The sequence below is a fragment of the Psychrobacter sp. AOP3-A1-26 genome (assembly GCF_052378235.1).
Taxonomy (GTDB): domain Bacteria; phylum Pseudomonadota; class Gammaproteobacteria; order Pseudomonadales; family Moraxellaceae; genus Psychrobacter.
Genome location: NZ_JBQSXN010000001.1, coordinates 93,460 through 119,573, shown reverse-complemented (window position 1 = coordinate 119,573; position 26,114 = coordinate 93,460). Strand labels below are relative to the sequence as shown.

The window sequence follows — 26,114 nt, the reverse complement described above, 5'->3', positions numbered from 1 at the left end:
GAGATATTTGGTTATTTGAAAGTGTAGCTGAGCCTACTATTAAAAGCTATCTTCCTGTGCGTCCTGAGACTGGTAGGGTATTTCCATTTTATATTGCACATCACGAAGTGCAGTACGTAAACCTTCCAATATCGTAGGGTGATAAAAAGGCGTATCGAGCATGGCCTTGATACTTAAGTCGTTGGTAATCGCGGTGGCCAGTATATGACCGATATATTCAGCATCAGGTCCCACTATACTGGCGCCTAAGATTCTGTCTGTTTTTTTACAGCCATAGATATGGAGCAAGCCACAGTTGACACCCATGACACGACTGCGACCTTGATTATCAAAGCTTACCTTACCAATGACATACTCTAACTTTGAGTCTTGTTGTATTTCTGGTAGAGACATACCAACATTGACAATCTGTGGTGAACAAAACACGATGGAGAAGGGGATGGCTGGTGGGCGAATATAGGCATCTTTTTTGTTTTCGCAAACCATACTTCCCGCGCTAAAACCCTCATCACTGGCCACATGCAGTAGCGGAATATTGGCGTTGGCATCACCAACGATATATATATTTAAATCGCCAATCTGCCCCGTTTTTTTACTGAGGTTTTTTGGGCGGTTCTTGTCATCAAGCTCAACACCTAGGTTTTCGACCCCCAATTGTTTGATGTTATTGCGACGACCAGTCGCGACCAATACATATTCACCTTGCCAGCGCTGTGATTCACCCGCACTATTTTTGTAATCAATCACTGCGGTTGAGCCGTTTTCATCTTCGTTTGCTCGCGTACTGACATCGGTGATTTCGCTGCCCAGATGCATGGTCAATTCGCGATTTAAACAATCAATAGCTTGGTTGTTAATATCATCGTCTTTGAGACCAGCCACGCGTTTGACTCGATTAAATAGAGTGACCTCTACGCCCAAGCGGGAGAATGCTTGAGCAAGCTCTAATCCTATAGCGCCAGCACCGACGACCGCCATTGATTTTGGTAAATCTTTGAGCTCAAAGACCATATCTGATGTGAGCATGGTATCGCCAAGCTTATCCGCCCAGCCATCTGGTATAAATGCTGAACTACCAGTGGCGACAATAATTTTTTCAGCCTCAATCAGCTCATCATTGACCTCAATTAACCCTTGTTGATTGATATGCGCACGGCCCGCTATTTTTTTATCCTCAGGCCAGCTCTCAACTTGTTTTTTAATATAGCTGGCGAAATGGCTACGTTCATCGCGCACACGTTGCATGACTTGTTTGCCATCTATCTGCGCAGTCGCATGGATACCGAACTCAGCAGAGTGATTGGCTGCATGCGCACGGTCAGCCGCTGCAATTAGTAGCTTGCTCGGCATACAACCTACGGTGACACAAGTTGTCGTCCAAAACCCCTCATTAATAATGACGATGTCATCTTTGACTTTGCTGGCTTGACGAAAAGCATTTTGACCAGCGGTCCCTGCACCAATAATGGCAACAGATACTTTGCGAGTGACGGTAGATGCTAGGTTATTAGCAATAGTATCGGACTGTTTATTCATATTATTTTCAACTCATAATAATTTGGTGGTGTATCAGAAAGTATGCTGAGGAGATAAAAGGAGGGTGACAGTCAAAGCAAGATGATATATTTGAGGTTATGAAGACACAAATAGATATCAGCTGCCCCGACTGTCACAGTCCCAGTTTAAAGAAAAACGGCATAAAAAGCTATGGCAAGCAGAACTACCAATGCAAGGACTGCAAACGACAATTTATTGGTGACCATGCCTTAACCTATCACGGCTGTCATTCTAAAATAGAAGACATCATACGGCTAATGACGGTTAGAGGTTGCGGCGTTAGAGACATAGCTGTTATAGCCTCAGTCAGTATCGGTAAAGTATTGAGCACCATAGGCTCATCTGTTTATAAGATCGCGCCTAAGAAGAGCTACTATGAACGCTTAGAGGTTGATGAGTTTTGGACTTACGTGTATCGAAAAAAGCGTAAAGTTTGGCTTATTTATGCTTATGATCGCGCTACCAATGAGATTGTTGCTTATGTTTGGGGCAAACGTGACCTAAAAACGGCTAAGAAGCTAAGAGCACGTTTAAAGCAACTTAAAGTAAGCTACGGCTCTATTAGCATGGATAATTGGGACAGCTTTATAACGGCCTTTAAAGGTGATCACAAACAGGTTGGCAAACAGCATACCATAGGTATAGAGGGTAATAACTGTCGCCTTAGACACCGATTAAGACGAGCGGTTAGAAAGACTTGTTGCTTCTCTAAGAAGCTCGATAATCACTTCAAAGTGTTTGATATGGTGTTCTTTTACATCAATTATGGCTACGTCTGATGCCAGCATACTTTTTAGAACACCACCAATAATTTAACATTCAGGGCTGTTTCTAAGGACTGTTTTTAAAAGCCGTTTCTAAGAGCTGTTTTTACAGGATTATTCTTAGTATTTTAGACTGGCCCTTTATCGTAACGGTTATTAGCACCTGTTTTACATTGTATTTTTATAATTTATAGCGTTATCGATTAAGGTGTTAATGTTTCAAGCAACCGTTCAGTATAGCCTTTGGCTCGTAGGTTACGCTGAGCATGGGTCAGCTTACCGTCTTTGTTAAACACGAAGGCTGAGCGGACAAGGCCTAAAGTTATTTTACCGTACATGTTTTTTTCTTTGATGACGTCAAAATATTGGCATAGTTTTTCATCGCCATCACTGATTAGGGCGATATTTAAGTCATGTTTGTCGATGAATTTTTCATGAGATTCAACACTATCACGTGAGACGCCGATAATGTCGTAGCCTAAACCATCAAATTCATTAATATGAGCAGTAAATTCTGTTGCTTGGGTGGTACAGCCAGGGGTATTGTCTTTGGGGTAAAAGTAAAGAATGAGGCCTTTATTGGTATTAGCAATCATCTCTTTTAGGTTGATGTCATCATGGATAAAGTGTCCATCAAGCTCTCGTACGATGGTTACTGGGAAGTCGGGTAAAGTAATGTTTTCTGTAGTTGGCTTGGCCATGGTAATGTCCTTATTGCTGTTGGTTATACGTGTATTGTTCTTAGTCATCTTATTATAGGCAGATTAGCAGAAATTAATAATCAGTTTTACAAATTGCTCCTTCATGGGCAACAAAAAAGACTGGCTATTGCCAGTCTTTTGTATATTAAACGAGTTATTTATTAAGCAGGTTTTTGTGGCTCTTTTAAATCTAAGCCAACGGTGCACTGCTGTAAGTCTTTTTGCATTTTTTTGACATAAGGGAGGCCTGATGGGTCTTTCTTGTCTTTTGCATGGCTTTCAATCTCCCACATTTGACCGATAGTCATTTTGCTGCGGACATCAATGGTGCAGTTACAAAGTTTGGTCGCATCGCTTTTATTAGCGACTTTATATTTGACCGCACCGCTGACACAGGTATTGACATTTTCTTGCTTAATATCAGCAGCGTTTGCTTGTGGTAGTGCAAACAGAGCAGCAAGGGCTAGGGGTAATACTGGCAACAACTTCATAAGGATCCTCTTACAAATAACATAAATTTCTTAGATTTTTTACTGAAAGCAAAATCTCACTACTTTTTTGTTGGATATATAGGTAACTTGCTAAGCGTATTTACCTATATATCCGCATTTATATCTTGTGATAGACATAATCGAACATACCATAGCAAGGATTTTGCTCAAAATGCAACGCTGTGATGCTGTGTTAATGCAAGCGAATGTTTCTCGAGTATTTAATCACTTCCTGATTTAAGAGCGGTAACCCCATTTTTCAGGATACTTACTCGCATATTTTAAAGCAGTGATTGTGATTTTTTGAGCGATTATCAGTGCTACTCAAATTGTTTCTTAAGGTTGATAATGAGTAGGATCAGCGACCCCAGCTTGGGCAAACCCTTGGCGACGTAGAGCGCAACTATCACAGACGCCGCAAGCAAGGCCGTTCTCATCCGCTTGATAACAAGAAATCGTCTGTCCATAATCAACCCCTAGCGACAGACCAAGCTCGATGGTTTTGGCTTTTGATAATTGTTGCAGCGGTGTTTGAATTGATAAGTGATGACCGGTGACGCCAGCTTTGGTAGCAAGATTTGCCATATGTTGAAAGGCGTTAATATATTCAGGGCGGCAATCAGGATAGCCTGAATAATCGACTGAGCTGACGCCAATAACAATATGATTGGCATCGGTTACTTCGGCGACCGCTAAGGCGTAAGACAAAAATATCGTATTACGCGCAGGCACATAAGTATTGGGAATGGCGTCGTTGTCGATCTCGTCACGTTTTTTATTAGGGAATTTATCCGCATCACCATCAGGGACGATCATGCTGTGATCCGTTAGTGAGGAGCCGCCCAACTGGGCAATATCAATATCGATAATTCGATGATTAACATCAGCTGTTTCAGCAATATTTTTTGCCGCGACAAGCTCACTATTGTGACGCTGACCATAATCGAAGCTAACCGCAGTCACAGACGCATAGCGAGCCTTAGCCCAATACAAACAAGTCACTGAATCGAGCCCGCCTGATAACAACACGACAGCATTTTGATTTTTATTCAGTGGGTTTGAGTCGGTATGGTTTGCCTGATTGGCAGAAGTGGGTTGCGGAGCAGTATTTGGCATAGTGTTGTCTATTATTGATTTATGAAAAACGCCTATTTTAACAAAAATATGGCTATTACAAAACTATAGAGACAGTATTAAAATAGTATTCAACTTATCGCTCTTTTATTTAGGATTGGCTATAGCAGAATATCCACTCTCAATCGTTGGTAGTTACTCATATATGGCATGGATTCGGGTGGGCTGTCGCATTTAGGGTGGTAATTTAATCTCATCTTTTCAATCTGTTAGCAAACTTTGTTATAATCGCTGCTTTTAAAGCACCCTTGTAAAGAAATTGAGTAACTTATGACCACCGCGACCGTGTTTACGCCAAAAACCATGCCTGAGTTTGATAATACTAACAATATAAAACATGATGATGTCGATATTGATAGTGAAAACGTCCGTAGTATTACGGGCCAGATTACGGAACAGTCAGCATCTGAAACGACATACCTGCGCAAACTACAGAAAAAGTTACGTAGACAAGTATCTTTGGCGATTCGTGATTTTAATATGATCGAAGATGGTGATGTGGTGATGGTTTGTGTCTCAGGAGGAAAGGACAGTTATACTTTGCTTGATATTTTGCTAGTGTTGAAGCGTATCGCCCCGATTAACTTTGATATCGTCGCGGTTAATCTCGACCAAAAGCAACCAGATTATCCAGAAGATGTGTTACCAGCATATCTAAACGAGCAGGGCATTGCTCACTACATCTTAGAAAAAGACACCTATAGTATTGTTAAAAGCGTGGTGCCAGAAGGTAAGACTTATTGCTCAGCCTGTTCACGTCTGCGCCGCGGCTCATTATACGGGTTTGCCAAGCAAATTGGTGCGACCAAAATTGCGCTTGGACATCACCGCGACGATATGCTGGCAACTTTCTTTTTAAATTTGTTTCATGGCGGCGCACTCAAGTCGATGCCACCTAAGCTACTGAGTGATGACAAGCAAAACCTGCTTATTCGCCCATTAGCATACGTCGAAGAAAAAGACATTATCGAATACGCCCGCTTAAAAAAATTCCCGATCATTCCTTGTAATTTGTGTGGCAGCCAAACCAATCTGCAACGTGCAATTATTAACGATATGTTGCGCGACTGGGATGATGCGCACCCGCAGCGCTTAGCGTCTATCTTTAAAGCCATGCAAAACGTCGCGCCGTCACAATTAGCGGATAGAGAGTTATTTGATTTTGAGACGTTGAGCCTTGATCGTGATAATAACGAACGTTTATTTGAAGGGGATAATATTCAATCTGGTCAAACCGAAAGTTTGGCTGAGATTGGTCTACCAGTATCGCCCAAAACCCAAACTTTTAATCCAGATTTTGCGGCGCAACAGCAAAAAATAGCATCAGATAAAGCGATGGGAAACAGTCGTACAACGCAAAAAATCCCAACGATTAATCCTGTGATTTAATATTAATTGGTATTGTTTCAAGCTTAGCTAAACTTATCACTCAGTTATAAAAAAACCAGCCATTGATTAATCATGGCTGGTTTTTTACTATTTATTCAAAGTTATATCATTCACAAAAATTAGAGTGGCAAGGAAAACGAGTGCAAGTACTACGCCTTGTAGACTAAACGAGTTTGACACAGCTAATCGTACTTTTTGGGTTTGGTATTAGTCAAAAATTAACTTTTAGCAAAGACTGGTAGAGGATCAAAACTCACCTCTGGTCGCGGTAGTTTTGCCACATCCTGCATACGCCAATCATCTTTTCCGTCATAACTGACTTGTAAATAATACTTGCCTTTCACTTCATCCAAATCTACTTGCGCAGTGTACTTATTACCTTGTTGATGCTTGAGCACCGCATCGCGATCTTTTTTGATATCAGTCGCATGTGAGATAGATAAATCTAGCGTATCAGGATAAGTGAGCGCCTCACCATTGAGCAGTGTGCCTGTTTGTAGGCTTTGCTCTGGGTAATTCAAATAAAAGGCAATATCCCCATCGTCTGAAAACTGCATCTTACCGTGCAAGTCCAAATCATAGGTTAGCTTATCACGGCCAACATCATGATATAGCGTTTTGCCATCCATATACCAGTCATCACGTACCACGCTATCGCGGATTTGATAAGAATAATAAACAAACCAAATGCAAGCGATCACAACTACCGCTGGCATGCCAATTACAAAGATAATCACCATATAGTTTTTGTACCATGGTTGACTATCTTGACGTTTAAAGTTTGGGGCTTGATTAGACATAAAATACCTATTAATCAGATATCTATTTGGCAGATATCTATGAACTGTATCAATGGATAAGCTGACGGCTCAATGCTGACAGCTTAATAACAATCAACAACTTGTTAGCTATCTACAATAACTAACAGGTAAAGCATATAACGCTATAATCAATAGTACGGTATCGTTTTTAAAGTGAACCCACTAAAGGGTTAGTTTTTATTGTCCTTGGGTGGTAAAGATATTTTGTTTGCTGACACTGTACTTATCATCTTCACTACGAACATTTAAAACAACGGGCGTTTGACCAAACTCAATCACATCAGGGTCACCATAAATACTGACTGGCATATCAAAGCTTTCACCCGCTTCTAATGGTACATCGTTGAAGCGCAGCTCTAAACTCAAGCCGTCTTGTGGTTCTAGCGTTATTTTATAAGTATGGGCATCTTGTGTTTTATTGGTTAGCTTAACGATATAACTGTTTTCAATCATGCCTTGAGCATTCAGCGAGGACAACTGATTTCGGTCACGGCGAATATCAATCTCCAATGGCACGCGATCGGTCAAGGCGTATATAACACCACCACACAGCACAGCCAGTAAGGTGAGGTAGGCAAAGAACCGCGGACTAAATACTCGCGTATCCTCTTTTTCAACTAACTGTCGTTCTGTGGTATAACGAATCAGTCCACGTGGGTAACCCACTTTATCCATAATGTCATTACAGGCGTCGACACAGGCAGCGCACTGAATACAAGCGACTTGCAAACCATCGCGAATATCAATCCCAGTCGGACAGACCTGCACACACATTTGGCATTCGATGCAATCGCCTAGATGTTCAGGATTGGTACCTTTTTTGCGTGCGCCGCGCGGTTCACCACGTTCATAGTCATAAGAAACAACCAGTGTATCTTTGTCAAACATGACGCTTTGGAAGCGGCCATAAGGACAGATTTGGATACACATCTGCTCACGCATGTAACCAGCATTCACGTAAGTAGAGAAAGCGAAGATAAATATTGATACCCATATCCATGTTGACCAATCAGGAAAAGGTATGAACCCTAGCATTTGCCAACTGCCATATAAGGCTTCTGTCCCTGATACGTAACTGACAAAAGTCGTGGCGGTAATCATCGAGAACACAAACCAAATAAAGTAGATTAAAAAACGCTTAAACGCTTTTTTTGGACCCATTGGTTCTTTATCAAATTTAATGCGTTTATTGCGGTCACCAATCACCAACTTTTCGACATATTGGAACATATGGGTCCAAATAGTCTGTGGGCAGGCATAACCGCACCATACTCGTCCTGCGTACACGGTCACCATAAATAGGGTAAAGGCAGCAATAAGCGCAAAGGCGGCAATAAAGTAAAAGTCTTGCGTTAAAAAGGTGAGACCAAAAATATAATAATGCTGCGAGGGCACATCAAACCATATTGCTTGCCGACCGTTATAACGTAACCACGGTAAAATCAGAAATAACGCCAAAAACGCATACATACTGACAATACGGATATTTTGATAAAATCCTGTGACAAACCTAGGGTGAATACGTTTTTTAGTGGCGTTAAGATCGACCTCAATAACAGGGATTTTATTGGGTTGTTGTGCTGACATAAACGTGCCTCTTTAAAAAAAGAATCAGTCTGCTGGCATGATGAACGAACACCTTGGTTGAAAAGGTGTATGAATGTACGGTGTTATCAATGTCAGTAAGTAGTGAGAGACGTTTGAACATTCAAAACGTATGAACTCGTCTACCAAATGAGCGATTGTAAGTAATTGATTAAAATCGAATAAAGACTGCTTAAATGGGTGGTTTCCAGTATTTCTAATACATTACTATTTTAGCATTCTCCCTCTTATAAATGGGGTAAGAATGTTAAAAAGCAATACTAATATAATATATTATTGTTATATAAACTATGTTATAGCAATCGACAGTGGCTAAAAATAAAACTTAAGTGTTTTTAGTAAAACGACTAAAATTACCATTCTATGTATGATGCATTAGCTTATTTATAAGTTTTAAAAAAGGGAGAACTGCAATAACAGTCCTCCCTTTATCTAACTTTACTTAGTTACGGTATAACTGCAAACCAAATAGCTTCTTGGTTAGTTAACCGTCGTTTCAGTTGTTGTCGCTGCTTTAGGAGCAGTGGCAGAAACAGTGGTTGCTTTAGCAGGCTTCGCGTTTCTATCAGAGAGTGAGTAAACATAGGCTGCAAGCAACATGATGCGCTCGTTACCTAGCTTGGTTTCCCACTCAGGCATTACACCTGCACGACCATAACGCAGGGTCTCACGGATAGTTTCGCGATCACCGCCATATAGCCAGATATTATCCGTCAAGTTTGGTGCGCCAGTCGAAATCATTCCTTTAGCATCTGCACCATGGCAAAGCACACAGTTAGTCGGTTCTTTAAAGATTTCCTCGCCTTTAGCAACCATAACCTTATCAAGATCATAACCTTCTTGGTTGCCAGAAATTGACAGTACATACTCAGATACTGCACGTACGCCATTTTCACCGATTTGGTCACGCCATGCCGCCATGCCACCCACTCGACCATTATGTAGGGTAGTCAAGATGTTTGTAGCTTCTCCACCATATAACCAATCGTTATCAGTCAGGTTAGGGTAGCCTGTCGCCCCTTTAGCATTCGAACCATGACAAACGGCACAGTTCTGTAAGAACAGGCGGCTGCCCACTTTTAATGCATTTGGGTTTTCAGAAAGCTTTTCAACAGCAGGCGAGAGCTCTGCAATTTTTTCATCAATTTGAGTTTGTAACCCTGCTGGCGGTGTTTCACTGCGACGCATAGTGGCCTGCATCTCAGAAAGCGTTGCTAAAGTTTTTGACGCATCGCTGGCATCCGCTTTTGCCAAAATGTTTTGCTCAAAGTTCTTAGTGAATACTTTATCATTCTCTTCAAGCTCACTATAAAGCTCGTTGTGAGAGGTCCAAGGAACGGTTTCACCATCAACTTCTACGGTTGTAATACCTTCCCAATGTTTTGGAAACATAGCAGGGAAGAATACCCAATATGCTACGGCCCAGATAATGGAGCCGAAAAATATCACTAACCACCATTTTGGGAGCGGTTTGTCATATTCTTTGATACCATCATAATCATGGCCTGTTGTGCCGTCTTCTTCAACTTCTGGCTTATATTTTAACACCATTAGTAAGACACCGAGGATACCCGCCCAGCACATAAAGCTCAGTACGGTGATCCAAGTACTCCAAAAAAATGTCATCGTTCATCCTTATTGCGCTGCTCTTCAGACACAGGTTTTTCGATCTCGTCATCGAGCGCAAGTTGTGCATCTTCTTCGAAGCGTTTTTTGTTTTTTGGCGAATACGCCCACCATGCAACGCCTACGAAGGCAATAAAGGCAGAAACGGTCGCAATTGTTTGTAATTCACCAATACCCATTAGCGCTGTCCTTCCATTGCGGTACCTAATTGTTGAAGATAGGCAACGACTGCATCAAGCTCAGTAGCACCAAGCACAGCATCGGGCGCTCCTTCAATATCTTCATCGGTATAAGGCACACCAAATTGATCACGGAATAAACGCATTCTAGTCTGTATGTCGCTACCGTTCACTTCGTTAGTCGCAAGCCAAGGAAAACCAGGCATTACAGACTCAGGTACTAATGAACGTGGATCGATAAGATGTTGCTTTTGCCAATCTTCAGAATAACGACCACCAACACGTGCCAAATCTGGCCCAGTACGCTTTGAACCCCATAAGAAAGGGTGATCCCACGTCGATTCAGCAGCACGTGAATACGGCCCATAACGCTCAACTTCAGCACGTAGTGGACGAATCATTTGAGTATGACAAACATGACACCCTTCACGAATATAGATGTCACGACCTTCAAACTCAAGTGCAGTCCAAGGCTCCATAGCAGGTAGGGGAGCGTTCACCCCACCTTCTTCAGCACCTCTATAATCATATATTAATGGTACGATCTCTACTAGTGTTGCAAAGCTAATAGCAATGACGATACCGATGACTAATAAGCCTGTGTTTTTTTCAATAATCTCATGCGGTGTACCAGCCATGATCGCTCCTTATACGTTAGCAGCTGTCGAGGTTTCATCGACACTAGGTTCATGATCAGTCGGGTCAGCGATATCAACAGGTTTGCCTTCTGGCATTTTAAGTGTTTTATACACGTTATATGCCATGACAAACATACCTGATACATATAGCAGACCACCGAACGCACGACCAATATATGGGAAATGCGAGAACTCAACGGTATCAACGAAACTATATACCAAAGTACCATCAGGGTTAGTGGCTAGCCACATCATACCTTGGCCAATACCTGAGATCCACATAGACACGATATAGAAGATAGTCCCTGCAGTAGCTAACCAGAAATGCGTGGTGATTAAGCTGATAGAATACATTTTTGGTTTATTATAAATACGTGGTAATAACACGTATAGCGAACCAATGGTAATCATACCAACCCAGCCAAGTGCCCCTGAGTGAACGTGACCTACTGTCCAATCCGTGTTATGCGATAGCGCATTCACAGTTTTGATGGACATCATTGGGCCTTCGAACGTCGACATGGCATAGAATGACAGTGCCACAATCATAAAGCGAATGATTGGATCGGTACGTAGTTTATCCCAACTGCCTGACAGTGTTAATACCCCGTTAATCATACCACCCCAAGAAGGTGCGAATAGAATAATAGAGAATACCATCGCCAATGACTGCGTCCAATCTGGAATCGCTGAATAATGCAAATGGTGACCACCAGCCCACATATATGAAGCAATCAATGCCCAAAAGTGAACGATAGACAAACGGTAAGAGTAAATAGGACGCCCAATCTGTACTGGAACGAAGTAATACATCATCCCAAGGAAGGCTGCTGTCAGGTAAAACCCTACTGCGTTATGCCCCCACCACCATTGCACCATCGCATCGGTCGCACCGCCAAATAATGAGTAAGACTTAAAGGCACTAACAGGGATGGCCATACTATTTACGATATGAAGTAGTGCAATCGTAATAATAAAGGCAGCAAAGAACCAGTTGGCCACATAAATATGTGAGGTTTTACGTTTGATGAGTGTACCGAAGAAAACGATGGCATAAGAAACCCATACCAAAGCAATCAAGATATCAATTGGCCACTCAAGCTCAGCGTATTCTTTAGTCGAAGTCAAACCTAAAGGTAGGGTAATAACGGCTGATACAATAACCGCTTGCCAACCCCAAAAGGTAAACCAAGCTAAATAAGGGGCAAATAGCCTTGTCTTACAGGTACGCTGGACAATATAGTAAGACGTTGCGAACAGGGCAGAGCCACCGAAAGCAAAAATAACGGCGTTGGTGTGTAGTGGTCTGAGGCGACCAAATGATAGCCATGCGATGTCAAAGTTCAGAGCTGGCCATGCCAACTGTGAAGCAATGAACACACCAATACTCATGCCGACGATGCCCCATATTACTGCCATGATCGTAAAAAATCGTACGATAGTGATTTCATACTCACGGTCAATTGGGGCGACTGCTGTGTTTTGTAAACTCATTGGATGATTCCTTTACAGCCCGAATTATCAACAGAATTAACTAATTCTCCGCGTCATCTGTATCATTAATTTTGATAAACAGATGGTGGTTGCGGCACATGCTATTTTTGATTTACTTATTACAGTCAGGTTATTAACTATCAATCGAAACTTTTATTGTCTATTAGTTGGTACTAATGAACAGAGAGAAGCGTTTCAAATACACGACACTCATAGCTAATCGATAGTAGGATTGTTAATAACACGTTAAAGTGAATAAGAAGATGCGCCGTTTTCGAGCATCAGACATCTAATGAGGCTAAGTATTTATCTTAATTATTACCAAAAACCCGTACTAATGAAGATAGATACCAATATCCATAGGGTCATAAAAAATACATTGACCATAGATGTATGCTAGCGGCGGCTGACAAAAAAACATGTTTACGTAATGTTTAGTTAAAACTCCCGACTCTGTTTAAGGGTATTGTAACGCAAACCTAATAAAATATCATTAAGACTATGCGCTAAAATACAAACTCTTTGGTAAAAATCTCTGCAAACAACTTATCGTTGCTGCGTTATTTGTCTATTTTATACCCAATTTCCCTACTATTCTAGGGGTTAAAAAAAGATACTGTTATCAAGGTAAATGCCCAATTCCTATAAAGGTTTTGTAACAGTATTAGCATTAGTGCTATAAATAGGTTTTACTTATCATTAAGTCGCATCTTATAATGAAGCTAAGTATGATTGATAATAGAGCTTTTATAACACTATTGTTAGTACGTATTTTATGATTCAACCTCTAATCAGGTAAGGCTATGACGTAGCTTTAGCCTTATATAATACCAATTAAGGATAACAATATGGCAGTTTTTTTGACAGACGAATGGTTTGAGCAAGTTGAGCAGATGGGTCAGGAAGCGGGTGAGCTTAACTTACCGCCAGCATTAGATAATATGATTGTTAATTTAAAAGTATCTGATACTGAGCAAGATATCGAAGCTAACTTTGCTAACGGTTTATTGCACCGCGGTCTGAATGATGCGGCGACTACCACACTCTTACTTGATCGCAGTATCTTACAATCTATCATTACTGATTTTGATACCAATGAAATTATGGGTGCCTTTATGAGTGGTAAAATTCGTGTCGAAGGCGATATGTCACAATTGATGGCGGTACAAACGGCTCGTCCAAGTAGCGAACAAAAAGAACTTTATAGCCGTATTAAGTCAGTAACGACCATGGCGTAATATTTTATTGCCTCGTTTATTCTTAGCTAATTTTAAAAAAGTAGCTAAATGCAAAAGAGCCTTTAATCTTAGATTAGAGGCTCTTTTTATCGATATAGATTTGAAGAATTTTTTAATTAACTGGCTTTTACTTGCTGGGTTATGTTTTCCTGGTTTTCTTTGTAAATGGCTGCTTGTAGCCAAACATTCGCTTGCACATAGTCATGTACCTTAATAGAGGCAGTCTCTGGGGTGTTGAGTGCGCCAATACGCATCACAAATGGGTCGGCATCTTGTTCGCGCAGTGCTACCACATCAAATAAGATGATTGATTTACCATTAAAGACGGTTTCTTGCTTGCCGAGCACCTGACCTTGACACCAAGCTTCATCCTCTTGACCCAAGGTATCGCCAAACAGATAAGCACACATATGACCCAAGTTAATTTCTACTGGTGCCATTTGCGCTTCGGTTTCAGGCTTCCACTCACTGATTTGTTGCTGTAGATCATCGGGGATTTGGCCGTCATTCGCGGCGACGATATCGTTAAAGGCACGATGGTAGCGAATCGACTCTTGGTCTTCTACCATAATTACCTCGTTTTGTTCGCTCAGCTTAAACTCATGGGCCCAAGCGCTAAAATTCACAAAATATGAGGTGTCGCGTTGGTATAAATGGCGATTGGTCGTATACAGCTGATCAAAGGCGTAAATAATACTGCCGTCCGCTGTACGCAAGCGTAATACCGCATCGTGGGAGTTGTCGTTGGCAATGACACGCTCAATTTTACAGTTGAGCCCATAAGGACTATCGACACAAGGGTAGGCGTTGATAAAGCATTCAGGCTTCCCCTCTTTCATGGCCAGGACTTGATTGATATGACAAGGCTGATCTTCAGATAATAACAAGCAGCTATCTTGGGCACTCACATTGGGGTTGAGGCCTTTGGGCATTGCCGCCTGTTCGATCATTTTTTGTAGCCATGCTGGCACGTCATTGCTCATATCATCGGTCAAGATGCGCCAATGATCGGCGTGACCGGCGGTCTGCTCATCGGTCAAAGTGATTTTTGTGGGAGATTGAATGTTTTTATATTGATAATTAATGGTCATGAAAATACTCAAAATTAAGTCAGCGTGAGGTTTAGACCAAAAACTGCTATTGCTGATATACCTTCCCATATTTAACGGTCTTGGTTTTTGATAGCCAGCAATTATTCATCAGTCAAGGGTCAACAAACAACAATGAATGGTTAATGACAATTGTCTTTAGCATACAATATATAGGTATTGACGCAAGCAATAGCAAGTCCTTCATAAAAAATAGTAACAAAACCCAGTTTTTTAGTAAAAAATAACCGCAGTTTTTGCTAATGACTGGCATATATTAGCTAAATTGTGTCAAACTAGCTCCCTTTTGACGGCTGTCTTTGGCTCGTCTGAAACCCTTTTTTTTGTTCGATTTATATGTGAGCGTATCAAGTGCCGCCGTATGAAGCACTTGATACGACTGGTTTTATAGCATATACAAAGTCGCACGTAGATAAGATAAAGAGTTTGAATATGTTTCGTCCTTTAGCGTTATTTATTGGCTTGCGATACACCCGCGCAGAGCGTAGTAATGGTTTTATCTCCTTTATATCGCTGATCTCGATGATTGGTCTGACTCTTGGGGTTGCCGTATTGATTACGGTGCTATCGGTCATGAATGGTTTCGACCGTGAACTAAAAACACGTATTTTGGGTATGGTGCCGCAAGCAACCGTGGTCTCGACTGAGATTATCGATGATTGGAAGCAATTGGCTGATGAAATTAAAGAAGACCCAGAAGTCGCCGCTGTAGCGCCTTTTATCCAGCTGCAAGGTATGCTGACCTCAAATGGTCAGGTCGCAGGGATTATGGTCACAGGCGTCGATCCTGAATACGAAAAAAATGTCTCAATCATCAACGAGCATATGGTCGAAGGTAGCATTGATACGTTGCATAACGGTGATTTCAGTATTGTGCTAGGCGAAGAGATGGTGCAATCTTTGGGGTTGCAGTTGGGTGATAAGGTGACTTTGGTGCTACCGGAAGCCTCTCCATCGCCTGCTGGCGTGATACCACGATTTAAGCGCTTCACCTTGACGGGTATATATACGATCAGTCCTGAGGTAGATAGTCTGATGGCGTTTATCCCGATGGGAGATGCAGCAAAACTGCTACGTCTGCCAGAAGGCGCACAGGGTGTACGTATGAAACTTGTGGATATTTTTAGTGCGCCAATAGCGGCAGAAAAAGCAGCAGCGATCGACCCTGGACGATTGTATCCTAGTAATTGGACACAGACGCATGGCAACTTATTTGGGGCGATTCAAATGGAAAAAGCAATGGTGGGTTTATTGCTATTCTTAATCATCTTGGTCGCCGCCTTTAACATTGTTTCAAGTTTGGTCATGCTGGTCACAGATAAAAAAGCAGACATCGCTATTCTAAAAACCTTTGGCGCCTCGCCGCGTTTGATTACTCAGGTGTTTATGGTGCAGGGTATCGTTATCGGCTTTATCGGTACGATTGCGGGCACGATATTGGGTGTGATATTTGCGCTGACGGTTAGTGATATTTTGGGCTTTATCAACCAGACCTTTGGCCTAAACTTATTTGATGCCTATTTTGTTAACTATCTGCCATCGCAGCTGCGCTTGACCGATGTGGTGTTGATTACGAGCGCCTCATTTATATTGAGCTTCTTGGCCACCATTTATCCAGCACGCCGAGCGGCTAAAATTCAGCCGGCGCAAACGCTACGTTACGAGTAATTAAAGGTATGAATGCCACTATAAATAAAATAAAGGAAGTGCTATGTCTGCGATTTTGAAGGCGACCAATATCAATAAGATATATGATGAAGGGGCGGTCAGTACTCAAGTATTGACCGGCTTAGATTTGAACGTCAATGCTGGGGAGCGCATTGCTATTGTTGGGACTAGTGGTTCAGGGAAAAGCACTTTGTTACACCTACTAGGTGGGCTTGATACGCCAACCAGCGGTGAAGTCTGGTTACATGGCCAGTTATTAAACAATATGAATGAGACTGAACGCGGTGCGATGCGCAATAAATACTTAGGGTTTATTTATCAATTTCACCATTTATTGGCAGAGTTTACCGCCATTGAAAACGTCGCCATGCCATTATTGATGCGCCCAAAAGTATCGACGACTGAAGCGCGTCAACAAGCCATTGATATTTTAACCAGTGTCGGTCTTGAGCATCGTTTGGCACATAGACCGGGTGAGCTATCAGGTGGTGAGCGTCAGCGTGTGGCGATAGCTCGTGCTCTGGTGACTAAGCCATCGCTTATTTTGGCAGATGAGCCAACAGGTAACTTGGATTATGATAACGCCCAAAGTGTTTTTGGGCTGTTAACAGAATTGCAAAACACCATGCAAACCGCTTTACTGATGGTGACTCATGATCGCAATTTAGCCGCACTTGCAGATCGGCAGTTATTATTGCGTAATGGTCATTGGGAACAGTATTAACAACGTTACGCAGCCAAAATAAATACACTGCTGACGGCATAAACAGCAGTGATGATATAGCAGTCTATCCATTGAATAGAGATGAGGATTATGGACAAAAACGAAGACCCGATTGCCGCCTTTGGTAGTGCCGAAGAAGGCAATGAGCCACTCAAGCCCTATATGGATCCGACGTTGTTCGATACGATTGATAAACAAGCACAAATAGATCTGCTTACGCCAGTTTTTGATGCGATCACCTTAGCCGGTGTTGATTACGATTTAAAGGCTCAAGACAGCGCGACGGGTAAGCGCTACACGTTACTCAAAAACGAAGAAGTGATTGGTGTGTTTATAATGGAAGAGAAGCTTACTGAACATATTCTTGAAGCGATGGAAAAAAATAGCGAAGACGATTGAGAGCGCTGTGCTGTGTTACATATTTTTTGGAGGAGTGTCTTAACGTTTAGGCGGTTTATCAGCTGCATTATTGGACTGGCGTTTTTGCCAGCTGGTGATGGTTTTATAGCGCCATATGGCTTTGAACGCTAAGCCGCATATAATGCTACTGATAACTGCCAAGATAGTTAAACCCAAACAAAAAGCAGTAATCGATACTGTGCCTTTATAAGTAATGAATGGATTGGCACCATCGGATACAATCCACAAACTAAAGTCAGAAATCATTCTACCGATAACCCGCAAGCTAATCATCGGCACGTCAAGAATTTTGGCGCCGATATAATACCCTGCATAAAACACAGGCAGTGTGGTTATCGGGTTGGTAATCCAAGTCAAACCAAGTGCCATTGGTACGTTAGCACGGAAAATAAGGGCGCCGATCAATGCCAATAACATCTGTCCAGGTAATGGGAAAAATGCACTAAGCACACCAATATATACCGCTTTATTTAGGCTATGACGATTAAAATGCCATAATCGTGGATCAGCCAAATGCGGTGCAAACAATTTTAAGGTGCGGCTTTCTAAGATTTTCTCTGGGGTAGGAAGCAGGTCTTTGAGACGTTTTTGGGGCACAGGATCGCCTTTAATCGTTAACTACAGTCCGCTCAAGCGCATTGATGGGCTGGTATAAAGTGAGGTTAGTAATAAAAAGCACTAATAAAAATATATGGAATGAGGATATTAGATAATCGTCGTTCAATATCTTTAATCAGTATAGGGTAATAATGATATAAATGCTATTGCACAAGGGGTGAGTTGCTAGTGTACTGGTTAATTGGTAGCTTAATTATTGTCGCTATGATGGGCGTTTTGGCAGTCGCGGATAATACGGCGTTGCCAACTCATTCGTTCCTGTTGGATATTAATAATAGCTTCTCTTTAGCATTAATTATTTTTGCCATTATATTGATCGTGATTGCCCAGTTTAAAATACCATCAGTACATATCAATAATACTGCTCAAAACCCTTCTAGCCATTGCCCTCGTAGCGCTAAACCTTCATTTCGCATTATATATTATTTGTCATTTTCTATATTAGCAATTGGGCTAATTATAGGAAGTGCAGTGCAAGCGTTGGTTAGCCATCAACATGCAGAAGCTGCAGCAATCTCTGAGCCTATGCGGGTACAAGCACTAGTGACTATCGAGGGGGTGAGTGATAGTGTCTATGATGCCAGCACAGAAAGTGGTTATCGACAAGTTGCTACTATTAGCCATATAACGCCCTTAGTGTCTAAGCTTACAGCGCAAGATTTAGATAATAGTAAGGTTAATTATTTAGAAGATGATAAAAATAGCCTAAGCAGTATCGACTTAAATAATCAAAACTCAGATACAAAAAAATTAAATACGGCCACTCTAACTCATAATAACAATCAAAACGTCAAATACCGTATATTGCTCAATGCTTATCCAAAGCATTCATCAAAGTCAGCTTCTCAAACTCCTTCTGGTAATAGCGAATTTACCAATTTAAATTATTTACAGCCTGGTGATCAGCTATTTATGAGTCTGACGCTGGCGCCGCTTGAGAGCTCTGAGCAAGCAATAAATAACCCGTCTGGCTTTGACAGCTATCGTTGGTTGCGAGGTCGTCATATCGATGGGGTCGCAAATATACTGGCTACCAGCGCATCGACTATTCCTAATACCGAGTCATTAGATCTGACCGCTTCTTCTGACTCATATTTTCAGCGTTTTCGTACCTATATTGACCAAGGACGTTGGCAGTTACGGCAGCATTTTCATAAGGGTTGGGAAGAAAAGACCACCGCACAGCAACAAGCTAAGGCAGTGACATTAAGCTTGCTTACAGGTGACCGCAGTTTAATCAACCGTGACACCAAAGATTTATACCAATTGGCGGGTATCTCACATCTACTTGCTATCTCAGGGACGCATGTATTGTTTTTAGCGATTATGCTATCCGGCACAGTCGTCTCGTTTTTTGATCGGCTATGGCCAGTATTTTACCGTCATATTCCGCGCTGGCAAGTACGCTGGTGGGTGATGATTGGTGCTGCTTTTATTTATGCGCTATTTACTGGCTTTGATGTGCCTGCTGCTCGTACCGCATGGATGTTATTAGCGATAGGTTTGGTGCGTTTAACGTTATTGCCTGTCGGTACGATGCGTGTATTGTTTGCGCTGGCTATACTGATGGCATGGCTCGATCCGTATGTATTATGGCAGGCTGGTTATTGGCTATCCTTTATTGCAGTGGCGCTATTACTCAAGTATGACGACAGCTCCTATCGGTATAGGCAATCCTCTTTACCTCATAAAAACAATTCTGATAAAGCGAGTGTGATCAATACTGTGTCACAGCACCTTTGGATAATAAGTAGACGGGTATTTAAACTCCAGTTTTGGCTATTTCTCACTTTATTACCTGTTACTTTATTACTGTTTGGCAAAGCATCATTGTGGGGTCTGGTTATTAACTTATTTGCCATTGGATTGTTTGGTTGGGTCATCGTGCCGCTTAATCTATTGGCAGGACTTTGTTATCTTTTATCACCTACTATCGCTGATAGTATTTGGCAGCTTGTCAGTGCACTCGTCGCCGGCTTGCATAAGCTGATGACGTGGTTGACCTCATTACCCGCATTGTCAGAAGCATGGCTTTATACACCAGTAAACATCGCCATATTGTTCATGGCCTTGCTGAGTATATTGCCGTGGTTATTACCCCGAGGGTTTGTCAACCGTTGGCTGGCACTTCCACCGTTAACCTTATTGATGATGACGGTATATGCCAATCAGCAGTCGCTAGCAGCGACACCGACTTTATATATTTTGCCAACGGGCGATCGATATATAAGTGCCGCTTTGTTGCAATATCCTGTTAATAATAAAGCCACTATTAAAAGTCATGATAATCCGTCGTCAGCGACAAATACAAACAAGGAAAATGTCAGTTGGCTACTGTTAACCGATCACAGAGATAGCTCCACAAGGACCATGCCAAGTCGTCTAACGGCCGCGCAGTTTTCTATAATGTTGGAACAGCAATTAGGCAGCTTATCCGTTGATAGGTTACAAGGCATCATCGTACAGAGCAGTAGTGCTGGTTTGACGGATACGCTCGCTGGTAATGATAACCAGAACCATGACTCTAATTTTAAACTCAAAAATTCTGAATTATTACCCATGACCGTGGCGCAGTTAAATCAGCGTTTACCCATTAGTCAATATTGGCAAGCAGGGCGTTCAGATCGTTGGCCTGCATTGCAGCGAGCGTATAAAGTCGCCAGCTCATCTACCAGTAAGGCAGACATAAGCGTGCAACGTTGTGAGCAAGGCAAACGCTGGCAGTTAACCAATGGTGAGTTGTCCATACAAGCGCTGACGGATTGGAGTAAAGTGGGCGACGCCAGCGTGTGGGACTGTACGGTGGTGATCGATAGCCGCTTACCCTTACGCGTGCTAACATACAATGCGGCTGATCCGCTCAAATCATTACCGGTATCTGGGCAGACCCTCACGTCGAATAGCCAATTACCCGTTCAACAAACTGACGCTGCAAAATCACGGATTATCTTAAATGCCGATACGCATCAGCGCCTTTGGCAAATGTGGGAATTGCTGTGTTCAGTACAGCCCTATAATACATCTAAGTCTGGTAGTGTCCTTGAGCAAGCGACCACATTTAATAATGTCACATGGCTTGGACATAGCACATCGCATATAACGGCTGATGTGCTCAATCGTCAAAAAGTAAACCAGACCATAACCTACGATGATAAGGGTTTAGAGGCGGCGTGGTCTTTCAATGCTACGGTCGATGCTGTCGATATTGAGCCCTAAAATTTTTGCTTATATTATAAGCGTTACAATATAGTGATATTTCACAGTTATACTAGGGGCTGTATAGAATTCAGCTAAGGAACTGACAGAGACTATTTTTTAGGCAATTCGACGCCAAAAATAGTAAGTTTAGTTATTCTAAGCGCGATAGTTTTGGCTATGAAGTGGCAAAAAATAGTCCTGTTCCTTCGGACTGATGCTAAAATCGCCCCAGACGTTGTTGTAAATCTAGCTAAGGTCTCGACATTACCTTCGATTTACGCCTAGTCTGGAATTATTTTAGCGATCAGCAGTCCTAATAGATGAATTCTATACAGCCCCTATTGAACCATGATTAAAATACCACCATACTTAGCAACCTATTAATATAGATGGCCGTTATGGTGTGAAAGTATTTCAATATATAAGCATTAAATATAAGCACTAAATATATAGATATCTAAAGTGAAAACCAGCGTCTTACGGCGTCTATATTTTATATCGTTTCTTTTATCGTTTTAGATTGTTTCTGACTTAGGAAGTTATATGCCCAACTGGCCACCAGACCCTAACAAACGTCCTGATAATTCGCCAAATCAGCCAGCGCCGATGCAGCCACCAAGCCAGCCAACTGGACAAGAATGGCGACTGCTAGAAAACACCTTATTGGCGAGCGTGGTCGAACAACGCCGCTCGCGTCGTTGGGGTATCTTTTTTAAACTTTTGACCTTTGGTTATATTTTATTGATATTTTTGACCCTTGGTCGTGGGTGCAGTACCAAAGCACCCACGGGTCTAGATGGTGTCGACACCAGTAAGCCTCATTTGGCAGTGGTTGAGCTTCAAGGGACGATTAGTAGCGGTGATGTTGCCAATGCTTATGATGTCAACGAAGCCTTAACGCGTGCTTTTAAAAATAAAAACTCAAAAGCGGTGGCGTTAGATATTAACTCACCTGGCGGCTCGCCCGTACAGTCTGATGAAATTTGGCAGACGATGATAGATTTGCGCCAAGAGTATCCAGACAAAAAGCTTTACGCAGTGATTGGTGATATTGGTGCATCGGGTGCTTATTATATTGCTTCTGCAGCGGATGAGATTTATGTCAATCCATCAAGTTTGGTCGGCTCTATTGGTGTGATTATGCCAAGCTATAATATCAAAGGCTTAATGGACAAGGTTGGTGTCGAAGATCGCACCATTACTGCTGGTGAGTATAAAGACATCTTAAGCTTGTCACGTCCATTGACTGATTATGAAGAAAGTCATGTCGAAAAAGTACTGGCCAATACGCATAAACACTTTATCGATGCAGTCAAAGAAGGTCGCGGTGACCGTTTAAAAAACCCTGAACAAAACAAATTGTTTTCAGGATTGTTCTGGACAGGTGAGCAGTCTATTGAATTAGGGCTGGCAGATAAAAAAGGCAGTATCGCAAGCCTAGAGAAGCAATTAGAGCTTAATAGTGTGGTGAATTATAGCCCAACAGATCCGTTCCAGTTATTTATGGACCGCTTTGCCGTTAAGTTGGGTGCAGGCGTTGGCTCAAGCATCAATCTCGATGTGTTGCCCCAAGAAGAGGGTAACGCGCAGATGCGTTAAGTGTTTTATGTTTTAGATTTACTGTGTATGATTGTTAAGGCTGAGTATATGACTATGCTCAGCCTTAACTATATGTAAGATTCAATGATTATAAAAAACGTCCTAAATAACTATTTAAATCGATGAGAGCCTGTTATGAGTGATGAAATCAATTTGAACACCTTTGCTGCTTTGCCTGTTTCTAAAATAACAAATAAGCCTGTCCTACATTTTGCCCATGCTAATGGTATGCCAAGTGCAGTCTACCAGCCATTTTTTGAGAGGTTAGCAGAATTTTTTACTATTGAATATATTGCAATGTTGGGTGCGACACCTGATTATCCAGTGGATGACCATTGGCGTCGTCTCACACAACAGATTATTGATAGTGTGAGGAATGCCTGCGAAAAGCATGGTGTAAAGCAAGTAGTAGCAGTGGGGCACTCGCTTGGTGCGATGTGTACTTTACAGGCGCTGTATCGCGCACCAGAGTGTTTTTCCCAAGCGGTGCTCATGGATCCACCTTGGATTTATGGCAAGGTCAGCTTATTTTGGCACCTTGCCAAAACGGTAGACAGATTACCTATGATGAATAACCGCTTGATGGACAAACTATCACCAGCTGGTATCTCTAAACATCGCCGTGACGTTTGGGATAGTCGCTCAGATGCGTATGAAAAGATGCGGCATAAAGGATTTTTCAAAAACTTTGATGAGCGCAGTTTTCAAGGCTATATCGAGCACGGGTTACATGAACGTGCGGATGGCAAAGTGACATTGGCCATCCCGAAAGCCAGTGAGGTGGAAGTTTTTCGAACCAATCCCTCTTGGTATTGGCTCGCACCGAACCGTGGCCCTAAGGTTCCTGTGACCTTGATCATAGGTCAAGACAGTGTGTTTTTAAAACGCCAGTTTCCGCAACAAATACAGTCGCGTTTGGGTATTCCTTATAAGACTCATGCAGGTGGCCATATGTTCCCGCTCGAGCATCCAGAATCGGTCGCGTTGCAAGTGTTGACCTTGATTGAGCAGCAATTGCCAAAATAACCACTGATTATTATTTATACCAAACCCAAAAAGTACGATTAGCCGTGTCAAACTTGTTTAGTCTACAGTGCGTAGCACTTGCACTCGTTTTCCTTGCTACTCTAATTTTTGTGAATGGTATTACTTCAGTGTTATCTATATCCACGACAGATGTGAGCTGACAGAATATCCGTTTGAGTAACGACTCTATGCTAAAAAATGCTACTGGTTCGCACCATTTTACTCCGCAGCCTAAGCGCACCCCGCTGTTTTCACGATTGGGTGCGTTTCTACTGATCATCGGAATGCTGATAGCGTTTTTTATCAGCCAGTTGCTCGGCGTTTATGTCGCTGGCAAGCTAGTATTACCCGCTGCTAAAAACGCTACCGTAGGCGATATCTTCTTTTTTGGCAGTAGTGATGGCACGGTTGTAAGCCTGTCTATTATCATAGGCTGCGTGCTATTAGTAGCTATCAGCGTTTTAATTATTGGTTTAAAAGGGGGCAATAGCCGCCGGTATTTAGCGCTAAAGCCGTTCTCATTTACTGTAGGCATGGGGATGCTTGGGCTGCTATTAATATTTATGATTGGCAGTCAGGCGTTGACGTATTTACTGGATGAAGCACCGCTGTTGTTCGTAGATCCATTGTATGAATCTGTCAGCTCAGTATGGCTGCTGGTCTTCGCGATGGTGATTGTTGCGCCTTTATATGAAGAGTTGATATTTCGCGGACTATTGTGGTCAGCGATTGCCGAGCAATTCGCCTCGCCATCTGACTCTTCATCTAAATTGCCACTTAAATCAAAGCATCGAGGCGCAATAGTAGCAAGTGTCGTCACCAGTTTGATATTTGCGGTGATTCATGTGCAGTATGGTATCTATGAGATTAGCACCATTGTGGTATTGGCATTGATATTCTGTTACGCACGTTTCAAATCAGGCTCGTTATTACTGCCGATATTATTACACATCATTAATAATGGCGCGGCGATGGCGCAGTATCTTGCGCAAGTGGCTTAAATAAATAACGACTATTTCTAACTTTCAGCATATTACTATAGCCGTTGTCATGATGAGCAGGGCTGACTATTATTTGGGACGGACTATAGATTCAATTATGCATCAGGATTTAATAGTAGAACTTCATCCGCCGCGCGTTTGATATCGTCAATCGTTAACTGAGGCTTGCCACTCAAAGCCTGTCGCCATTTACGGGCGCCCATCAATCCCTGAAACAATCCTAAATAGTGCCTAGTCATTGTGGGTAGTGCCTCACCTTTAGCCATTTGCTCTTCTAAGTAGGGATAAAGTTGCGTTAGGATTTCTGAGCGCTTAGGAGCGGGTTTACCCCATAAACTATTAGACTCTGCCAATAGGTAAGGGTTGTGATAAAACGCGCGTCCAATCATCACGCCGTCGATATGCTGTAAGTGGGCTTCAATATCAGCAATGGTTTCTATGCCGCCATTAATCTCGATATCAAGCGCGGGAAAATCTTGCTTGAGGCGGTAAACGTCATTATAACGTAACGGTGGTATGTCGCGATTTTGTTTGGGACTCAATCCCTGCAACCATGCCGTACGTGCATGAACAATAAAGCGCGTGCATCCAGCAGCAGCGACTTTCTGTACAAAGTCTACCATAAACTCATAGCTGTCAAAGTCATCGATTCCGATGCGGTGTTTGACTGTGACGGGAATATCGACTGCCGCTTGCATGTGTTTGACCAAGTCAGCGACAGTATTGGGCTCTGCCATTAAGCAAGCGCCTATTTTATTGTGCTGCACGCGATCAGAGGGGCAGCCAACATTGATATTGACTTCGTCATAGCCGTACTGCTGAGCGAATTCAGCGCACTGGGTCATCTCTGTAATATCTGCACCACCGAGTTGCAGCACCAGTGGATGCTCGAGCGTATCAAAACGCAGATGCCGCGCGCGATTGCCATGAATGAGCGCGCCAGTACTAATCATCTCGGTATATAAATAGACATACGGATTAAATAACCGTGCGAAATAACGGTAATCCGTCGTTGTCCAATCGATCATGGGGGCTACAGAGAGTCTTTTGTTGGTCATATCAACCATGGTGGTTAAGCCTTAATCTTTGAGGTTTTTTAGAGAAAGTATTTTAA

General features: G+C 42.3%; 23 protein-coding genes. 10 read left to right on the top strand and 13 right to left on the bottom strand.

Going from position 1 to position 26,114, the window contains the following annotated elements; translation table 11 throughout:
• Nucleotides 1-39: 39 nt before the first annotated feature.
• On the bottom strand, nt 40-1,536 hold the full coding sequence (locus ACT3TU_RS00485) for a dihydrolipoyl dehydrogenase (protein ID WP_444783899.1): 1,497 nt from the start codon (nt 1,534-1,536) through the stop codon (nt 40-42).
• Between the two features lie 98 nt (nt 1,537-1,634).
• Here ACT3TU_RS00485 and ACT3TU_RS00480 point away from each other — a divergent pair, with 98 nt between their 5' ends.
• Entirely contained in the window at nt 1,635-2,336 is a 702-nt protein-coding gene (locus ACT3TU_RS00480; RefSeq protein ID WP_444783898.1) for an IS1 family transposase, read from the top strand.
• Nucleotides 2,337-2,524: 188 nt separating this feature from the next.
• On the opposite strand, the gene ACT3TU_RS00475 is transcribed toward ACT3TU_RS00480, so the two are convergent.
• The 3 genes from ACT3TU_RS00475 to queC form a co-directional block, all read right to left on the bottom strand.
• A complete protein-coding gene (locus tag ACT3TU_RS00475; protein WP_192523752.1) occupies nt 2,525-3,022 on the bottom strand; it encodes a peroxiredoxin in 498 nt (165 codons plus the stop codon).
• 161 nt (nt 3,023-3,183) lie between these two features.
• Nucleotides 3,184-3,513, bottom strand: coding sequence for a hypothetical protein (locus ACT3TU_RS00470; protein WP_192523753.1), 330 nt, complete (start codon nt 3,511-3,513; stop codon nt 3,184-3,186).
• A gap of 336 nt (nt 3,514-3,849) precedes the next feature.
• Nucleotides 3,850-4,566, bottom strand: a complete 717-nt coding sequence (gene queC, locus ACT3TU_RS00465) for a 7-cyano-7-deazaguanine synthase QueC (RefSeq protein ID WP_225735243.1) — start codon at nt 4,564-4,566, stop codon at nt 3,850-3,852.
• 351 nt (nt 4,567-4,917) lie between these two features.
• Between queC and ttcA the strand changes: the two genes are divergently transcribed.
• A complete protein-coding gene (ttcA, locus tag ACT3TU_RS00460) occupies nt 4,918-6,036 on the top strand; it encodes a tRNA 2-thiocytidine(32) synthetase TtcA (protein ID WP_192523755.1) in 1,119 nt (372 codons plus the stop codon).
• Nucleotides 6,037-6,254: 218 nt separating this feature from the next.
• On the opposite strand, the gene ACT3TU_RS00455 is transcribed toward ttcA, so the two are convergent.
• From ACT3TU_RS00455 to ccoN, 6 genes are all read right to left on the bottom strand, one after another.
• On the bottom strand, nt 6,255-6,836 hold the full coding sequence (locus ACT3TU_RS00455) for a FixH family protein (RefSeq protein WP_192523756.1): 582 nt from the start codon (nt 6,834-6,836) through the stop codon (nt 6,255-6,257).
• A gap of 198 nt (nt 6,837-7,034) precedes the next feature.
• On the bottom strand, nt 7,035-8,444 hold the full coding sequence (gene ccoG, locus ACT3TU_RS00450; protein ID WP_192523757.1) for a cytochrome c oxidase accessory protein CcoG: 1,410 nt from the start codon (nt 8,442-8,444) through the stop codon (nt 7,035-7,037).
• A 498-nt stretch (nt 8,445-8,942) separates the two neighbouring features.
• Nucleotides 8,943-10,088, bottom strand: a complete 1,146-nt coding sequence (gene ccoP, locus ACT3TU_RS00445; RefSeq protein WP_192523758.1) for a cytochrome-c oxidase, cbb3-type subunit III — start codon at nt 10,086-10,088, stop codon at nt 8,943-8,945.
• Nucleotides 10,085-10,267 (bottom strand): cbb3-type cytochrome oxidase subunit 3, encoded by a 183-nt coding sequence (locus ACT3TU_RS00440; RefSeq protein ID WP_192523759.1) that lies wholly within the window; start codon nt 10,265-10,267, stop codon nt 10,085-10,087. Before ACT3TU_RS00440 ends, ccoP begins: the two co-directional genes overlap by 4 nt.
• The gene (ccoO, locus tag ACT3TU_RS00435) at nt 10,267-10,905 is read right to left on the bottom strand and encodes a cytochrome-c oxidase, cbb3-type subunit II (protein WP_192523760.1); all 639 of its coding nucleotides are present in this window, start codon (nt 10,903-10,905) and stop codon (nt 10,267-10,269) included. The genes ACT3TU_RS00440 and ccoO overlap by 1 nt, the downstream gene beginning before the upstream one ends.
• A gap of 9 nt (nt 10,906-10,914) precedes the next feature.
• Nucleotides 10,915-12,399, bottom strand: a complete 1,485-nt coding sequence (ccoN, locus tag ACT3TU_RS00430; RefSeq protein WP_192523761.1) for a cytochrome-c oxidase, cbb3-type subunit I — start codon at nt 12,397-12,399, stop codon at nt 10,915-10,917.
• Nucleotides 12,400-13,247: 848 nt separating this feature from the next.
• Here ccoN and ACT3TU_RS00425 point away from each other — a divergent pair.
• Nucleotides 13,248-13,637 carry an SCP-2 sterol transfer family protein gene (locus ACT3TU_RS00425; RefSeq protein WP_192523762.1) on the top strand — a complete coding sequence of 130 codons (390 nt, stop codon included), beginning with the start codon at nt 13,248-13,250 and terminating at the stop codon, nt 13,635-13,637.
• Between the two features lie 116 nt (nt 13,638-13,753).
• Here ACT3TU_RS00425 and ACT3TU_RS00420 read toward each other — a convergent pair whose 3' ends face one another.
• Nucleotides 13,754-14,728, bottom strand: coding sequence for a hypothetical protein (locus ACT3TU_RS00420; RefSeq protein ID WP_192529172.1), 975 nt, complete (start codon nt 14,726-14,728; stop codon nt 13,754-13,756).
• 450 nt (nt 14,729-15,178) lie between these two features.
• Here ACT3TU_RS00420 and ACT3TU_RS00415 point away from each other — a divergent pair, with 450 nt between their 5' ends.
• The 3 genes from ACT3TU_RS00415 to ACT3TU_RS00405 all read left to right on the top strand — a co-directional run bounded on the left by ACT3TU_RS00415 (nt 15,179) and on the right by ACT3TU_RS00405 (nt 17,537).
• Nucleotides 15,179-16,414 (top strand): lipoprotein-releasing ABC transporter permease subunit, encoded by a 1,236-nt coding sequence (locus ACT3TU_RS00415; protein WP_192523764.1) that lies wholly within the window; start codon nt 15,179-15,181, stop codon nt 16,412-16,414.
• A gap of 43 nt (nt 16,415-16,457) precedes the next feature.
• Nucleotides 16,458-17,138: a lipoprotein-releasing ABC transporter ATP-binding protein LolD gene (lolD, locus tag ACT3TU_RS00410; protein WP_192523765.1), complete on the top strand. Its 681-nt coding sequence runs from the start codon at nt 16,458-16,460 to the stop codon at nt 17,136-17,138.
• A gap of 90 nt (nt 17,139-17,228) precedes the next feature.
• Nucleotides 17,229-17,537 carry a hypothetical protein gene (locus ACT3TU_RS00405; protein ID WP_192523766.1) on the top strand — a complete coding sequence of 103 codons (309 nt, stop codon included), beginning with the start codon at nt 17,229-17,231 and terminating at the stop codon, nt 17,535-17,537.
• A 39-nt stretch (nt 17,538-17,576) separates the two neighbouring features.
• Here the strand turns inward: ACT3TU_RS00405 and ACT3TU_RS00400 are convergent, their stop codons facing one another.
• Nucleotides 17,577-18,155 carry a DUF2062 domain-containing protein gene (locus tag ACT3TU_RS00400; protein ID WP_318779301.1) on the bottom strand — a complete coding sequence of 193 codons (579 nt, stop codon included), beginning with the start codon at nt 18,153-18,155 and terminating at the stop codon, nt 17,577-17,579.
• 189 nt (nt 18,156-18,344) lie between these two features.
• On the opposite strand from ACT3TU_RS00400, the gene ACT3TU_RS00395 reads away from it, so the two are divergent.
• The 4 genes from ACT3TU_RS00395 to ACT3TU_RS00380 all read left to right on the top strand — a co-directional run bounded on the left by ACT3TU_RS00395 (nt 18,345) and on the right by ACT3TU_RS00380 (nt 25,000).
• Nucleotides 18,345-21,392 (top strand): ComEC/Rec2 family competence protein, encoded by a 3,048-nt coding sequence (locus ACT3TU_RS00395; RefSeq protein WP_444783897.1) that lies wholly within the window; start codon nt 18,345-18,347, stop codon nt 21,390-21,392.
• 525 nt (nt 21,393-21,917) lie between these two features.
• Nucleotides 21,918-22,973 carry a signal peptide peptidase SppA gene (gene sppA, locus ACT3TU_RS00390; RefSeq protein WP_192524603.1) on the top strand — a complete coding sequence of 352 codons (1,056 nt, stop codon included), beginning with the start codon at nt 21,918-21,920 and terminating at the stop codon, nt 22,971-22,973.
• 135 nt (nt 22,974-23,108) lie between these two features.
• Nucleotides 23,109-23,999: an alpha/beta fold hydrolase gene (locus tag ACT3TU_RS00385; protein WP_192524604.1), complete on the top strand. Its 891-nt coding sequence runs from the start codon at nt 23,109-23,111 to the stop codon at nt 23,997-23,999.
• 188 nt (nt 24,000-24,187) lie between these two features.
• The gene (locus tag ACT3TU_RS00380) at nt 24,188-25,000 is read left to right on the top strand and encodes a CPBP family intramembrane glutamic endopeptidase (protein WP_263973713.1); all 813 of its coding nucleotides are present in this window, start codon (nt 24,188-24,190) and stop codon (nt 24,998-25,000) included.
• A 95-nt stretch (nt 25,001-25,095) separates the two neighbouring features.
• Here ACT3TU_RS00380 and dusA read toward each other — a convergent pair whose 3' ends face one another.
• Nucleotides 25,096-26,067, bottom strand: coding sequence for a tRNA dihydrouridine(20/20a) synthase DusA (gene dusA, locus ACT3TU_RS00375; RefSeq protein WP_192529174.1), 972 nt, complete (start codon nt 26,065-26,067; stop codon nt 25,096-25,098).
• Nucleotides 26,068-26,114: the final 47 nt, after the last annotated feature.